This window comes from Sediminivirga luteola (genome assembly GCF_014639315.1).
In the GTDB taxonomy this organism is placed as follows: Bacteria; Actinomycetota; Actinomycetes; order Actinomycetales; family Brevibacteriaceae; genus Sediminivirga; species Sediminivirga luteola.
In genome coordinates this window covers 22,279-36,449 of record NZ_BMFY01000016.1, presented here as the reverse complement: position 1 = coordinate 36,449, position 14,171 = coordinate 22,279, and the positions used below count along the sequence as shown (strand labels likewise).

At 70.0% G+C, this 14,171-nt stretch carries 11 protein-coding genes; 6 read left to right on the top strand and 5 right to left on the bottom strand.

Going from position 1 to position 14,171, the window contains the following annotated elements; all coding sequences use genetic code 11:
• Positions 1–238: 238 nt before the first annotated feature.
• From IEW13_RS14980 to IEW13_RS14970, 3 genes are read left to right on the top strand one after another with little or no spacing between them, the layout of a single operon-like run.
• The gene (locus tag IEW13_RS14980; RefSeq protein ID WP_188551742.1) at positions 239–1,528 is read left to right on the top strand and encodes an LLM class flavin-dependent oxidoreductase; all 1,290 of its coding nucleotides are present in this window, start codon (positions 239–241) and stop codon (positions 1,526–1,528) included.
• Positions 1,525–2,721 carry an LLM class flavin-dependent oxidoreductase gene (locus tag IEW13_RS14975; RefSeq protein ID WP_188551741.1) on the top strand — a complete coding sequence of 399 codons (1,197 nt, stop codon included), beginning with the start codon at positions 1,525–1,527 and terminating at the stop codon, positions 2,719–2,721. The genes IEW13_RS14980 and IEW13_RS14975 overlap by 4 nt, the downstream gene beginning before the upstream one ends.
• Complete coding sequence (locus IEW13_RS14970) at positions 2,718–4,043, top strand: NtaA/DmoA family FMN-dependent monooxygenase (RefSeq protein ID WP_188551740.1); 1,326 nt, start codon at positions 2,718–2,720, stop codon at positions 4,041–4,043. Before IEW13_RS14975 ends, IEW13_RS14970 begins: the two co-directional genes overlap by 4 nt.
• 62 nt (positions 4,044–4,105) lie before the next feature.
• On the opposite strand, the gene IEW13_RS14965 is transcribed toward IEW13_RS14970, so the two are convergent.
• From IEW13_RS14965 to IEW13_RS14950, 4 genes are all read right to left on the bottom strand, one after another.
• On the bottom strand, positions 4,106–4,978 hold the full coding sequence (locus IEW13_RS14965) for an FkbM family methyltransferase (RefSeq protein ID WP_229745222.1): 873 nt from the start codon (positions 4,976–4,978) through the stop codon (positions 4,106–4,108).
• A 379-nt stretch (positions 4,979–5,357) separates the two neighbouring features.
• Complete coding sequence (locus IEW13_RS14960; protein WP_188551738.1) at positions 5,358–6,869, bottom strand: hypothetical protein; 1,512 nt, start codon at positions 6,867–6,869, stop codon at positions 5,358–5,360.
• Between the two features lie 390 nt (positions 6,870–7,259).
• Complete coding sequence (locus tag IEW13_RS14955) at positions 7,260–8,300, bottom strand: ion transporter (protein ID WP_188551737.1); 1,041 nt, start codon at positions 8,298–8,300, stop codon at positions 7,260–7,262.
• Complete coding sequence (locus IEW13_RS14950; RefSeq protein WP_188551736.1) at positions 8,297–9,073, bottom strand: HAD family hydrolase; 777 nt, start codon at positions 9,071–9,073, stop codon at positions 8,297–8,299. The genes IEW13_RS14955 and IEW13_RS14950 overlap by 4 nt, the downstream gene beginning before the upstream one ends.
• 136 nt (positions 9,074–9,209) lie before the next feature.
• Here IEW13_RS14950 and IEW13_RS14945 point away from each other — a divergent pair, with 136 nt between their 5' ends.
• From IEW13_RS14945 to IEW13_RS14935, 3 genes are read left to right on the top strand one after another with little or no spacing between them, the layout of a single operon-like run.
• A complete protein-coding gene (locus IEW13_RS14945) occupies positions 9,210–10,745 on the top strand; it encodes a glutamate-cysteine ligase family protein (protein ID WP_188551735.1) in 1,536 nt (511 codons plus the stop codon).
• 27 nt (positions 10,746–10,772) lie between these two features.
• Positions 10,773–11,774, top strand: coding sequence for an ABC transporter ATP-binding protein (locus IEW13_RS14940; RefSeq protein ID WP_229745221.1), 1,002 nt, complete (start codon positions 10,773–10,775; stop codon positions 11,772–11,774).
• Positions 11,775–11,829: 55 nt separating this feature from the next.
• Positions 11,830–13,659 carry an ABC transporter permease gene (locus IEW13_RS14935; RefSeq protein WP_229745220.1) on the top strand — a complete coding sequence of 610 codons (1,830 nt, stop codon included), beginning with the start codon at positions 11,830–11,832 and terminating at the stop codon, positions 13,657–13,659.
• 211 nt (positions 13,660–13,870) lie between these two features.
• Here the strand turns inward: IEW13_RS14935 and IEW13_RS14930 are convergent, their stop codons facing one another.
• The gene (locus IEW13_RS14930; RefSeq protein ID WP_188551734.1) at positions 13,871–14,131 is read right to left on the bottom strand and encodes a nucleotidyltransferase family protein; all 261 of its coding nucleotides are present in this window, start codon (positions 14,129–14,131) and stop codon (positions 13,871–13,873) included.
• Between the last annotated feature and the right edge of the window lie 40 nt (positions 14,132–14,171).

Below are 14,171 nucleotides of genomic sequence, written 5' to 3'. Positions count from 1 at the left end.
CCTCGGCACGCGCACTTTGAGCCCATGCGGGGAGCGTGCGCACCGCAGCGAGTGCCACCAGCGGCAGCCGCGACACTGTCGCCTGGGACGCCGTCGCACGAGAATCCGCGGATGCTGTGTGACGTTTCGCTACGGCGTATAGCGCTGTGCGACACGCCTGCACCGGCAGGGCGTGGTCCGGAGGTCAGATGGTGTGAGTTGCTCAAGAAGGACCGCACCAGGACAGGAGCGCGACCGGATGCCGACCCCGCTGAGCGTGTTCGACCTCGTGCCCCGCAGTGAGGGGTCCACGCCGGAAGAGGCCATCGCCCAGACCCTGCGGCTGGCACGTACCGCCGAGGAGGCCGGGTACCACCGCATCTGGTACGGCGAACACCACCTCAATCCCGGAGTCCTGGGAAGCTCACCGGCCCTGACGATCGCCCTGGCCGGCGCCGTCACCTCGCGTATCCGCCTGGGCTCGGCCGCTGTGCTGGCTGGCCATCGCACGCCGTTGTCCATCGCCGAGGAATTCGCCTTCCTCTCGGCCGCGTACCCGGGGCGGATCGACCTCGGTCTGGGACGTGCGGCGCTTCGCGCCAAGACATCCGCCCCGCCGGGAGCACAGGACGCCTCCGGCCCCGTCCCGCCCGGGCAACACCGGTCCGCGGGCGGGACGGGGGAGCGCCGCCGTGAGACCGGCAACGACGTGCCAGCGTCCGGAAATCCGGCGGGACGACACGACGAGGCGGGGGAGCGCCGGACGCCCGAGGGCCTGCTGATCCCCGCACCCCCGGACCTCGCCGGGGTCCTCGACTCGCCCCGAGCCCACGCCTCCACGTCCCTGCTCTACACCGAGGGCGCCACGCCGCCCAGCTATCCGGAGTTCATCGACCAGGTACTCGCCGCCTTCGTCGGGCGGGCGCACGCCCAGGGGGTGGACTTCCCGGAAGCCGTGGTCCGGAGCACCACGCCCCAGACGTGGATCATGGGCAGTTCCGCGGGTCTATCCGCAGAGGTCGCCGGCTCCCGCGGTCTGCGCTTCGGCGCCAATTACCACGTCGCGCCCAGCGGCGTGATCGACGCGGTGCAACACTACCGTCGTGCTTTCCGCCCGGCCGCTCAGACCCCGCACGCCGCCGCGGATCCGGGCGCCCCCGGGACCGGCGGGCAGAACCAGCTCGCCGCCCCCTATGTGAGCGTCTCCGCGGAAGTGCTCGTGGCGCCCACCCGCGCGGAAGCGGAGCACCTCTCCCACGGCTACGACGCCTGGGTGCTCGGCATCCGCACCGGCCGCGGCGCGATTGCCTACCCCCGGCCCGAGGACGCCAGAGACCACCGCCTGACCCCTGCCGAACTCGCCCTCGTCGAGGACCGCCTGGCCACCCGTTTCGTCGGCACCCCCGGGGACGTCGTGGATCAGCTGCGGAGACTGCGTCGGGCCACACGCGCCGATGAGCTGCTCATCAGCACCATCACACACGACTACGAGGCGCGACGGCGCTCATACGAGCTGCTGGCCCGGGCCTGGGCGGAGGCGGGGATATGACGTTCACCCTGGCGGCCGGACTCGGCGTAGCCGATGATCATCCCGGTGCGGCAGCACATGATCCCGGCCGGCTGCTCGACCCGGGCTACTGGCTGGGGGCCGTCCAGCTGGCAGAACGGGCGGGCTTCGACCTGGTGACCCTGCACGACCGGTTCGGACCGGGACGACTGCCCCGGTTGGACACCAGCCTGCTGGCGTCCTGGCTGGCGGCGCGCACCGCCGTGATAGGGCTGCTGCCCACCATGACGACCACGCACACCGAGCCGTTTCACGTCGGGAAGAACCTCGCGACCCTCGACCACATCAGCGGTGGCCGGGCCGGATGGCTGGTGGCGGTTTCCCGTACCGAGGAGGAGTCCCGGCTCGTCGGCAGGGGACATCCGGCCCTCGCGGTGCCCGGGGCGAGCACGGAGCGGCCGGGGGCGGGCGCGGAGCGGTCCGGGGCAGGAGACCGGGAAACCAGTGGTGACCTCGACGGGGAGCTGCAGGCCGAGGCCGCTGACGCCATCGAGGTGGCCCGACGGCTCTGGGACAGCTGGGAGGACGACGCGGAGATCCGCGACACCGCGACCGGGCGTTTCATCGACCGGGACAAGGTGCATTACATCGACTTCACCGGCCGGTACTTCTCCGTGAAAGGGCCCTCGATCACCCCGCGCCCGCCGCAGGGCCAGCCGGTCGTCGTCATCCCCGCGGACTCGCCTGCGGCGCTTCGCACCGCCGTCGACGGCGCCGATGCGGTGCTCATCCCCGCCCCCGTCGTCAGCGACGACCCAGCAGCGGCTCTGGGCGAGGTGAGGGAAGCGCAGCGCCGGCACCACCGCCGGGGCGCCGCTTTGAAGGTGTTCGCCGATGTACCGGTGCGGCTGGCCGGGCAGGCGGGGCAGCCCGGCACTCCGGAGGCGCTGGCGGAGCAGGTGACCGATCTCGCGTCCCTCGGGTACGACGGGGTCCGGTTCCTGCTGTCCGACCAGGACGCGGACCTCCCGTTGCTGGCCGAGTCCATACCCGGCCTGCTGCGCGCCCGGGGGCTGCGGCCAGACGCCGCGCTTCATCCCGGCGGCACCCTGCGCACCCGGCTGGGCCTCCGGCCGGCCGTCAACCGCTATGGGCCAGAGGCGGACGGTGACGAGCTCACCGGTGAGGACTCCCGCCTGCACCGCAGCAGCCCCGGAACGGGAGAGCAGTCATGACGCGCGCTCACGCCGCAGGCCGGCAGATCATCCTGGGAGCGCACTTCCCCGGGGTCAACAACACCACCGTGTGGAGCGACCCCGCCTCCGGAAGTCACATCGCCTTCGAGTCCTTCCGGCGTTTCGCTCAGAGCGCCGAGCGCGGGTTCTTCGACTTCCTCTTTCTCGCCGAGGGCCTCAGGCTAAGAGAGCAGCGGGGCGTGATCCACGACCTGGACGTCGTGGGGCGCCCGGACACGCTCCCGGTACTGTCCGGGCTCGCGGCGGTCACCGCGCATCTGGGCCTGGCCGGGACGATCAACGCCACGTACAACGAGCCGTACGAAGTGGCCCGCCAGTTCGCCACGCTCGATCATCTCTCCGCGGGCCGGGCCGCCTGGAACGTCGTCACCACCTCAGACGCGTTCACCGGCGAGAACTTCCGCCGCGCCGGTTACCTGCCCCACGACCAGCGCTACAGCCGCGCCCAGGAGTTCCTCGATGTGGCCCGCCTGTTCTGGGACTCTTGGCCCGATCCGCGGATCGAACCGGGCCGGGTCTCCTATACGGGAACGCAGTTCGACGTGGCGGGCTATCCCGGCGTCCCGCGGCCGCCCCAGGGTCATCCGGTGATCTTCCAGGCAGGAGACTCCGCCGCCGGTCGGGACTTCGCCGCGCGCAACGCGGACGCCGTCTTCACACGGCACGGCACACCGGAAGCCGGACGCGCCTTCTACGCCGATGTGAAGTCCCGTGCGCAGGCCCACGGCCGCGACCCGGAGAACCTGAAGGTGCTGCCCGGCGTGACCTTCGTCATCGGCGACACGGACGAGGACGCCAGGGAGCGGGCGGCCGCGATCCGTGCCCAGCAGGTCAGCGGGCAGACCGCCATCCTCTTGCTGGAACATGTGTGGAACCGTGATCTGTCCGGCTACGATCCCGACGGGCCGCTGCCGGACATCGAGCCGGATCTGTCGGAGACCACCGTATTCCAGGGTCGTGCCCGGCAGATCGATGACAGGGCCGCGGAAGCCGCGCGGCTCCGCGCGCTCGCCCGGGAGAAGAACCTCACCCTGCGTCAGACGGTGATCGAGACGCAGAGCCGGCAGACCTTCGTCGGCAGCCCGGAGACGGTGGCGGAAGCACTCATCGACGCTGTCGGCACCCGGGTCTGCGACGGGTTCATCCTGGTGCCGCACATCACCCCCGCCGGCCTGGAACCGTTCGTGGAACGCGTGGTGCCGCTCCTGCAGGAACGCGGCGCCCTACGCACCGAATACCCCGCCAACGCCACGCTCCGGGATCTTCTGGGACTGCCCTACCCAGGTGAGGCACCCGCCTGATGCTCGTCTCTGCCGGCTGCCGGGGCTGCTAGCGGAGAACCCGGCGCCGGCATGGCGAAAGCCTAGCCGGCGACCGGCACGCCCAGCTTCCGAAGTTCCTCGGGCGTGCGCGGGCTGAAGAACCAGTCACGGTAAGCGGCGTCCGGCTCCAGGGCGTTCCGGGGCTCCAGCGCCTGGGCGCCGACGACGTAGTAGCGCAGTCCGTGGGGCGCGAGCAGCGCCGCCAGGGCGGAGGCATCGGCGTCCGGCAGCACCTCGCAGAGGATGTCCGGGCGGTGGCGGGCCAGGAACTCCTGGCCGTGGCCGAACAGCGAGGCTTCCCCGCCCTCGATGTCCACCTTCATCGCGACCGGCCCGCGTACTTCGTCCGTCAGCGAGTCCAGGGAGACGAAACCGACCGTGGTGCCCTCGTCGAAAGCCATGTCCGAGGAGTAGAAGGACGGCAGCGCGGAACCGTCGTCGGAGGTGGGAACCCGCATCGTCGTGGCTGGGTCGCCCACCCCGACGTGATGGACCGTGGTGCGGTCGGCGATGCGGTTCCGCTCCACATTCGCGCGCAGCGCCAGCGCCACCGGAGGGACGATCTCATAGGCGTGCGCCCGGATGTGCTGGTTGGCGGCCGCCGCTGCCAGGGTGAACACCCCGGTGTAGGCGCCGATGTCCAGGAAGGTCCGGGCCTGTTTCGCCAGGGCGGTCATGACCTCCAGGGCGAGGGCGTCCTGGGGATCGGGCCGGTGACCGTGGCCCCAGTAGAGTTCCTTGGCGATCTCACAGCGGTCGGGTCGCACCATGACGAAGCCTGCGCCGCCGGCGTAACCGCGCACCTCGCGCAGTCGCCTGGGCGCCGGCAGGCGGCGCACGGTGATGCGCGGGATCCGCGGGGCGACGAGGCGCATGAGCGGGTGCAGCACCGGAAGGCTCAAAGCGGTCTTCACGTGCTTCTTCGCGCCGTACCAGCTCTGCCGTCGGGCTCGGCGACTCCGCCGGAAGTCGGGCACTTGCAAGCTCCCTCCTGTGCGCTCCGCTCCCAGTGTAAACCGGCAGCTGCGCAGGGCGGCCTGCCGCGTGGCGTGAGGTTATCCCCGGGCCCGTCCCGAGGGCGCTTAGATCGTCGCTCCGCCCGTGCGTCGTCGTCCCCCAGGCATGGAGGGTGACGACGTACGGGCGGAGCGGCGACGTACGGGCGGGGCGGTGACGTAAGAGCGGCGGTGACATAAGGACGTTGCCGCGGTAATAGGGGCGAGCCGGTGCCGTGCACTTGACGCCCTCGGGCACTCGCCGCGGTGCCGATGCGCTGCCGGGGCCGCTGTGTGTCTAGGCGCGGCGGCGGAGGGTCAACAGCAGAGCGCCGAGTCCGAGGACCAGAAGGACCAGCCCGGCCGTGAGCGGTCCGAGCCCGGTGCCGGTACGCGGCAGGGACTGCTGCGCCTGCCCGCCCGGGGCAGCCGGGCTCTCGGTCTCCGGAGCTGCGCTGGGGGCCTGGCTCGCATCGTCCTCGGGCGCGGCCGACGGCGGAGCCGGGGAGGGGGAGGCGCTCGCTTCACCGGGCTCGGCGTAGAACCAGTCCCACAGCGTGAACTGTCCTGCCTCTGCGTCCAGGACGGCGGTGACATCGATGAAGCCCTCGAAGTCCTCGTCCAGCTCAGCGGTGTAGGTCCAGGTGGTGCCGGGAACGTGGCTGAAGAGCCCGGTCACATCACGCCACTCGTACTCGTCGCTCGTTTCGTCATAGACGTCGGCCTCGAAGACGAAGTCCACAGCGGAGCCGGCCGGCGCCACCGCCGCATCCACCGGGTCGATCTGCACCGTCACGCCCGTCTCGGCCAGTTCCGGCACGGTGAACTCGTACGGGTCGATGGTCATCAGGTAACTCGCGACATCGAAGACGCCAAGGGCCGAGCGCGGTTCCTCACTCTGCGAGAACTGCGCGATGACGAACACCGGAGCCTGGTAGTCCGACGGGAGTTCCGCGGTGAACGTGCCGCCGTCCTGGACGAACGTTTCATCCAGCTCGACGATCTCTTCCGTCTCGTCGTCGAAGCCGAAGAAGCTGTAATCGGCAGCCGCGTCCACCGGCTCGTCCCAGTAGTCCCGCAGCGCAAGGCTCACGCCCTCTTGGGCGAGGCGGCCCGGGCTGAGCAGCTCGGGATCGACCTCCACCCAGAAGACCGTCTCGGCGTCGAAGACGTAGAAGTCCGACCAGAACTCCCATTCCTCGCCGTCCAGGACGACCACGGCGCTCAGCCCGAAGAAGCCCTCATACCCGGCAGGGAACTCCTCCGCGGGCGTGAACGTCCAGCTGTCGCCGGTGCCGCCGGCCGGGACGAACCGGTCGGTGGGGGTCTCCTGGTAGTCGAAGTCGTCCGCCTCGGTGTACTCGACGAAGGAGAACTCCGGTTCCGCATCCGGGACGACCGCGTCGTCGTCGGCGTCGCGGAAGGAGACTGTCAGGCCGTCGCGGTTGAGCTCGGCCCGCTCGTACTCCGCTTCCATGTCCAGCCAGAACTCGCCCCACTCGGCGGTGATATCGAACCCGTCGTCTGAGAGTACTTCCTCCGCCAGCCTCAAGGGGGCGGTCAGAGCGCCAGGGGTGTCATTGATGGTGCGGTGCGGCTCAGCCGGTGCGGTCTCCCCCGGCGCCGAGGACTCATCGGCGGGGCCAGCCGCCGCGGGGCCCGGGACTTCCGCGTCCGGGCCCGGGGTGGTTGTGCCCGGCGTGGTCGTGGCCGGGGCATCCGGAGCCGGCGTGGCCATGGCGGTCAAGGGGAAAGCGAGCAGTCCTGCCAGGGCGGTGACGCCGGCGGCGGCGAATATGCGATTCTTCACGTGCGGATCCTGTCTGGAAGAAGAGCCTCGCGCCGATGCGCGCCCTTCAGGCCATACCGGCGCCATCCGTCCGGCTCCTTAAACATAGACCGGCGCAAGGCCTGCGGCAAGGCATGTTTTTCCTGGTGAGAGCGCTGTATACCGGGGCATGCCGAGGAGATGCAGGGCAGCTTGCCGGAATGCGTGGCAGGAACCCCTACCGGAGCGCCCGCGGTCGGCACCAGCCATTCGGGCCCTGCCGCTGTCGAGACCGTGCAATCCTGGCGGGCGGTGGCGTCACCGGGCACAGGTCCGCAACCTGATGGGCTGTGCCGCCACCGGGCCCAGGCCTCCAACCGGGCGCGGGCCCGCCACCGGGCGCAGGCTCTCGTGGAGCGTCGCTGCCTGTCGCTACCGGGAACCTGGGTGTGCTGGTCCTGACTGGGAGCGGAATTCGTCTCCCACGGAACCGTGCTCGCCCGGGCCGTCGTGCCTGCTCGCCGGAGACGGAGAGCCCTCGTACGCGGTCCCCGCCCGGCTCGCCGGGGGAGTCATACCCGCCTCATGCGCGAGCTGCGAGGGAACGTTCACAGCCGCATCGAGCCGGGACTCCAGCCGGTGCAGCTGGGCGCGAAGGGCGCGGACCTCCGCCAGCAGTTCCGCGTCTCCGGCATCGCGCCCGTCCCCCAGCATGCCGTCCGTCCCGGAGCTGAGCTCAGCAGCGCCGCCCTCGGCCGTCCCTGCCCGCTCCCGTTCTTTGAAGCGCTCCATGGCCTCCACGGCCACCGCGATGAGCAGGTTGAGCACGATGACGGTCGTGATCACCGAGTAGCTGATGAACAGCAACCAGGCCCACGGCGTGGTGGCCACGGGGACGACCACATCGCTCCAGCCGTCGCCCAGCAGCAGCCGGAACAGGCTGGCGAAAGCCATGCCCAGGTCCCGGTAGGGCTCGGCCGGCGCGAACAGGCTGGTCGTGATGACCGCGTAGATGTACATCACCATCAGCAGCAACCCGCTGATCGACGCGATGCCCGGCAGTGACGCCAGCAGCGCGCCGACCACCATCCGCATCGACCGCACGGTGGAGAGCAGGCGCAGGATCCGCAGCGCCCGCAGCACCCGGAAGACCTCGCCGCCGGCCGTGGCGGGGATGAGAGCCACCGCGACGATGAGCATGTCGAACCAGCCCCAGGGGTCCCGGAAGAACCTCCCCCGGTGCGCGTAGATCCGCAGCGCGATCTCCACCACGAAGATTCCGACGGCGACGTGGTTCAACCAGCCGAGGGACCGGGTCACCCCGGCCGGCAGCCCCTCGTAGGTCTCCACGCCCAGGATGACGGCGTTGATCAGGATGACGCCGATGATGAACGTCTGGAAGCGGGCGGACTCGACCAGAGCCGTGACGCGGCCGCGAACGGTGCGCCGCGGCGCGGAACCTGCAGCCGTCATTCCCCGGGCGCCACCACGAGGGCGGCGACGTCGAGCTCGGCCAGATCGCCGACGACGACATCGGCGCCGGCCTGGGCCAGCCGCTCGGCGGCGCCCTCGCGGTTGAGGCCGATCACCAGCCCGAAGCCCCCGGCCTTCGCCGACTGCACGCCGGAGATGGCGTCCTCCACCACGATCGCCTCCGCGGGCTCGACTCCGAGGTCCCTGGCGGCGGTGACGAACATATCGGGGGCGGGCTTGCCCGGAAGCCCGAGCCGCGCCGCCTCGTTGCCGTCCACGATCCGGCTGAAGTACTTCTCCAGATCGGCCTGCTGGACCATCGCCGTGGCGTTCTTCGAGGAGCTCACCAGGGCCAGCGGCACCCCCCGGGCGTGCAGCACGCGCAGCAGCTCCACGGTGGAACCGAACAGCGCGATGCCGTCCCGCTCCAGGATCGCCTGGAAGTACCCCTGCTTGGCGGCGGCCAGGCCGTGCACCGTGAGCACGCCGGGCTCGTCGTCCGGGCTGCCCGGTGGCACCCGCAGCCCGCGGGAGGCCAGGAAGCTCTCGATACCGCCTGTCCGCGGCTTGCCGTCCACATAGTTCAGGTAGTCGTGCACCGCGTCGAAAGGCGCCTGGAGCGTGCTCGTGATCTGCGAGAGCGCCTCGTCGAAGAGCTGTTTCCAGGCCAGGGCGTGCACGCTGGCGGTATCCGTGACCACCCCGTCCATGTCCAGGATGACCGCGCGGTACCGGCGGGAGGGATCAGGCACTGTGGTGCTGACTGCAGGCATGTCGTCTCTTTCGGGCGTGGAGTCCGAGCAGGGATACCTCCACTCTACGCATGCGCCCCTGGCCTGGCCCGGCGGTTCAGCGCATTCACACCTCCCGCATGCACGACGGTCACGGCTGGTGTGGTTTGCTTTCTTCATGGGCGATGAGATCACCTCGGAGTCGTTCTCCCGGAAAGACCGCACCGGCTACCGCGAACGGCTCCAGGAGAATCTGGAGGCCTTCGACCGGTACCTGCAGGAGGCGGAGTTCGCCGGCGAGGGCACCATCGGGCTGGAGATGGAGATCAACCTGGCCGACCGGGCCTTCCCGCACGCGCCAGCGCTGCGGAACATCGCGCTGCTGGAAGAGCTCGGCGAGGAGTTCCAGGCGGAGATCGGCGCCTACAACATCGAGCTCAACCACCCGGTGCTGCATGTCACCGGCCGCGGACTGGAGGAGCTGGAACAGGGGCTCACCCGGCGACTGCACGCTGCCCGCGACACCGCTCGCGGGCAGGGGATCGAACTGGTCACCGCCGGGATACTCCCCACCCTGGAAGCCGGTTTCTTCTCCCATCCGGAGTGGATGAGCCCGGCCCGGCGCTACGAGGCGCTCAACTCCTCGGTGCTGGAGGCCCGCGGCGAGGACGTGCGGATCCGCATCCAGGGCGAGGAGTCCGTGGACTTCTACGCCGAGAGCGTCGCCCCGGAATCCGCCTGCACCTCGGTGCAGCTCCACCTTCAGGTGGCGCCGGGCGACTTCGCCAGCACCTGGAACGCCGCGCAGGCTCTGGCGGGGCCCCAGCTGGCGCTCGCGGCCAACTCCCCGCTGTTCGCTGGGCGGCGGCTGTGGCACGAGACCCGGATCCCCGTGTTCACCCAGGCCATCGACACCCGTCCCCCGGAACTGGTGCACCAGGGGGTGCGGCCCCGCGTGTGGTTCGGGGAACGCTGGATCACCAGCGTCTTCGATCTGTTCGAGGAGAACGTCCGCTACTTCCCGGCGCTGCTGCCGGAATCCAAGGAAGACGCCGGCGCCGATGAGCGGGCCGAGTCGGGCGCGCCGACCATCCACGAGCTGCTGCTGCACAACGGCACCATCTGGCGCTGGAACCGGCCCATCTACGTGCCTGGGGAGGACCGGCCCCATCTGCGGGTGGAGAACCGGCTGCTGCCGGCCGGGCCGACCGTGGTCGACACGGCCGCGAACGCCGCCTTCTATTACGGCCTGGTCAGGTACCTCGCCTCGGAGGCGCGGCCGCTATGGTCGCGGATGTCGTTCAGCACCGCCCGCGAGAACTTCTTCGAATGCGCCAAGCACGGCCTGGACGCGCAGGTCTTCTGGCCCCGCGCCGGCACCGTCCCGGTCAGCGAGCTGCTGGTGAAGGTGCTCATCCCGCAGGCGGCGGAGGGCCTGGCGGCCATCGGCGTCGACGCCGACCTGATCGACCGCTACATCGGCATCGTCCGCGAGCGGGCGCTGACCGGTATGAACGGGTCCCGCTGGCTGCTGGACTCCCTGGACCGACTGGACGGGGGCCTCCGCCTGGACCGGGCGGCCGGCGGCGCGGAACCGGGCGACGACCCCGTGCCGGTGCCCGAGCCCAGGCGCGAGGCGCTCGCCACGATCACCGGGACCTATCTGGAACGGCAGTGGGGGAACGAACCGGTGCACACCTGGCCCCTCGCGTGAGGCGCCCGCGCGAGTACACTGCACGAGGTGACGTCTTCTCTGTCCCCGGCCCGGCAGCAGGCGGCTGATTCCGCCGCTCCCGCGATCACGGCAAGCTCCCTGACCAAGCGTTACGGCGATTTCACCGCCGTCGACGGCATCGACTTCACCGTGGCCCGTGGCGAGTCCTTCGGGCTGCTCGGCCCGAACGGCGCCGGTAAGTCCACCACGATGCGGATGATCGCCGCGGTGTCCGAGCGGACCGGCGGCGAGCTGCTCGTGGCGGGGCTCGACCCCGAACGGCACGGCCCCGAGGTACGCGCCCGCCTCGGCGTGGTGCCGCAGCAGGACAATCTGGACGAGGAACTCTCGGTCCGGGAGAACATCATCATGTACGGCCGCTACTTCGGCCTGCCCCGCCGGTATCTGGTCTCCAAAGCCGAGGAACTGCTGGAGTTCGCGCAGCTGAGCCACAAGGCGCGTGCCCGGGTGGAGGACCTCTCCGGCGGGATGAAGCGCCGGCTCACCATCGCCCGCGCTCTGGTGAACGAGCCGCAGGTCTTGCTGCTGGACGAGCCGACGACGGGCCTGGACCCGCAGGCGCGGCATGTGCTGTGGGACCGGCTGTTCCGGCTCAAGGAGTCCGGCACCACGCTGGTGCTCACCACCCACCACATGGACGAGGCCGAGCAGCTCTGCGACCGGCTGATCGTCGTCGACCAGGGCGCCATCATGGCCGAGGGTTCGCCGCGCGGCCTGATCGCTGAGCACTCGACCCGGGAGGTGCTGGAGCTGCGGTTCGGCATGGACCGCAACGCGGAGATCGCGCGGGAGCTCACCGCCCTGCTCGACGCCCCGGAGGTCGCCGGCATGATCGGCTTCAGCCACATCGAGGTGCTGCCGGACCGGCTGCTGGTCTACGCCGGGCAGGCCGAGGCCGCGATGGAGCGCCTGCACGCCTCCGGTCACAAACCCCTCACCTCACTGGTGCGCCGCTCCAGCCTGGAGGATGTGTTCCTGCGTCTGACGGGACGGTCCCTCGTTGACTGAGCCTGCGAGCACCCGGCTACCCCGGGCCGGCGCGCCGACGGCCGTTCCGGCTCCCATGACCGGCTCGCCGGCTGCGGACAAGGACGTGCTCGCCCGGCGCGTCCGCCGCTGGGGCGCGCTCTACCAGGCGGAAGCCACGCTGCGGTCGATGCGCGCCTACGGCGGGGTGGTGCTGTTCTCCTCGACGTTCCAGCCCATCGTGTACATCCTGGCGATGGGCCTCGGGCTGGGGGTCCTGATCGGCGCGGAGACGGACTTCTCCGCCTATGGCGCGGATTCGTACCTGATGTACATCGCCCCGGCGATCCTGGCCTCCACCGTGGCGATGACCGCCGGCACCGAGTTCACCTTCCCGGTCATGGAGGGGTTCAAGTGGCGCCGCAAGTACTACGGCGCCCAGGCGACCGCGCTGAGCCCGCAGCAGATCGCGCTCGGGCACATCCTCGGGGTGTGCTGCCGGTTCGCCGTGCACGCCCTGATCTTCATCGGCGTCCTGTTCGCCTTCGGCGTGCTGGCTTCCCCGCTGGCGGTCCTCATGGTCTTCTCCGCCGTCCTGGGCGGTCTGGCCATGGGGCTGCCGATCATGGCGTACATCTCCACGCTGCGGGACGAGAAGGGCCACGCGGCGCTCATCCAGCGGTTCATCATCATGCCGCTGTTCCTGTTCTCCGGGACCTTCTACCCGCTGACCAATCTGCCGGGGTTCCTGCAGGTCGTCGGCTGGATCTCCCCGATCTGGCACGCCAACGAACTCGGCCGGGTGCTCGCCTTCGGGCAGCCAGGCCCGCCGTGGATGGTCGCGGTGCATCTGGGGTACCTCGCCGGCGTCGCGTTCCTGGCGTGGCTCGTCGTCCGCCGGGTCTTCATCCGGCGCCTCGGCTACGAGGAATGGCCCGGCCGGGTGCCAGGCCTGAAATCCGATCTGCGGCGGCAGGCCAAGCAGGACGCCAAGGACGCCGATGAGGCCCGCGCCGAGGCTGGTCGCGTCGCCGGTGCCCAGATGACGGGAGCGGCCCCCAGGGCGAACGCACCGGCCACCGGGAGCGGTGTCGGCGCCGGGTTGCCGCCGGTCACGTTCCGCACCGGAGTGGCATCAAGCTACTACTCCGGCAACATCCGCGCCGTCTTCGCCAGGGGCCTGGCGGCGATCCGCAACAACCGTGGCGTGATCTTCCTGTCCGGATTCTTAGAGCCGGTGCTGTTCCTGACCAGCTTCGGCCTCGGGGTGTCCCCCATGATCAGCGGCATCGAGGCCGAGCAGGCCGGACTCGCCGGGCAGGACACCATCAGCTACGCGGCCTTCATCGCGCCGGCCCTGCTGGCGGTCTCCGCGATGAACGGAGCGGTCTTCGACTCCACCTGGAACGTGTTCTTCAAGCTGAAGATCACCAAGCTCTACCAGACGATGATGTCCACCTCGCTGGGTCCCGTGGACGTGGCCGTCGGGGAGATCTGCCTGGCGCTGTTCCGCGGCGGGATCTACGCGCTCGGGTTCCTTGGCGTGCTGCTGGGCGCGGGCCTGGTGGGACCGGCCTCGGCGGTGCTGATGTGGTTCACCGCGCTGTTCATCGCCCTCGGCTTCGCCTGCATCGGCATGGCCGCCACCAGCTTCATGAAGCGCTTCCAGCAGATGGACTGGATGATGATGGTGCTCATCCCGATGTTCCTGTTCTCCGCGACGCTGTTCCCCATCGACGTCTACCCGGCCGGCGTGCAGTGGGTGATCCAGGCGCTTCCCCTGTGGCACGGCGTGGAACTGATGCGGGACATCGCGTTCTGGCAGTTCAGCGGGCTGACCCTCGTGCACCTGGGCTACTACCTGGCGATGATCGTCGCAGGCGGCGCGCTCGCGGCCTACCGGATGAAGCGCCTGTTCCTGCGCTGAGGCGGGGCGGGCATCGGGCTCGGACTGTCCTGACGAAAACCCGGCGAAAAGTACAGTAGGAATCCGTCCAGAGGTACAGCAGGACTGTGCGACGAGATGTAGCTGGCTCGTCCGGCTCGCCGCGCATTCTGGTGACCGGATCAGGCGTCGAGATCGAGCGTGGCGGAAGCGTGTGCGATGTGCAGCAACTCCTTCGCGACTCGAACCTCCATCACAACAGAACCTTGTCGCGAAGGATGTCGCGATCCAGGCGTGGATCGAGGCCGCCATAGCTGACCAGATCGACGTCTCGGCCCAGGATTGTCTCGAACGCTTCTTCCAGCCAGATCATGTCAAAATGGTCGGCGTCCGCGGGAGGCTGCACGAGGAGATCCACGTCGGAACCCGCCCGATCGTCACCGCGTGCCGTGGAGTCGAAAGCGGTGATCTGCGTGCGGGCGCAACTTTCGGCAAGCTGGGGAAGCACTGCCATCCTGCTGCGAGGAGGTCACTTGGCTGTGACCCATCCGTCC

Excerpts from the sequence above, each read along its gene's own strand:
- IEW13_RS14980 (WP_188551742.1), top strand. The coding sequence starts at position 239 with ATGCCGACCCCGCTGAGCGTGTTCGACCTCGTGCCCCGCAGTGAGGGG.
- IEW13_RS14975 (WP_188551741.1), top strand. The coding sequence starts at position 1,525 with ATGACGTTCACCCTGGCGGCCGGACTCGGCGTAGCCGATGATCATCCC.
- IEW13_RS14970 (WP_188551740.1), top strand. The coding sequence starts at position 2,718 with ATGACGCGCGCTCACGCCGCAGGCCGGCAGATCATCCTGGGAGCGCAC.
- IEW13_RS14955 (WP_188551737.1), bottom strand. The coding sequence starts at position 8,300 with ATGACGGCTGCAGGTTCCGCGCCGCGGCGCACCGTTCGCGGCCGCGTC.
- IEW13_RS14950 (WP_188551736.1), bottom strand. The coding sequence starts at position 9,073 with ATGCCTGCAGTCAGCACCACAGTGCCTGATCCCTCCCGCCGGTACCGC.
- IEW13_RS14945 (WP_188551735.1), top strand. The coding sequence starts at position 9,210 with ATGGGCGATGAGATCACCTCGGAGTCGTTCTCCCGGAAAGACCGCACC.
- IEW13_RS14935 (WP_229745220.1), top strand. The coding sequence starts at position 11,830 with ATGACCGGCTCGCCGGCTGCGGACAAGGACGTGCTCGCCCGGCGCGTC.
- IEW13_RS14930 (WP_188551734.1), bottom strand. The coding sequence starts at position 14,131 with ATGGCAGTGCTTCCCCAGCTTGCCGAAAGTTGCGCCCGCACGCAGATC.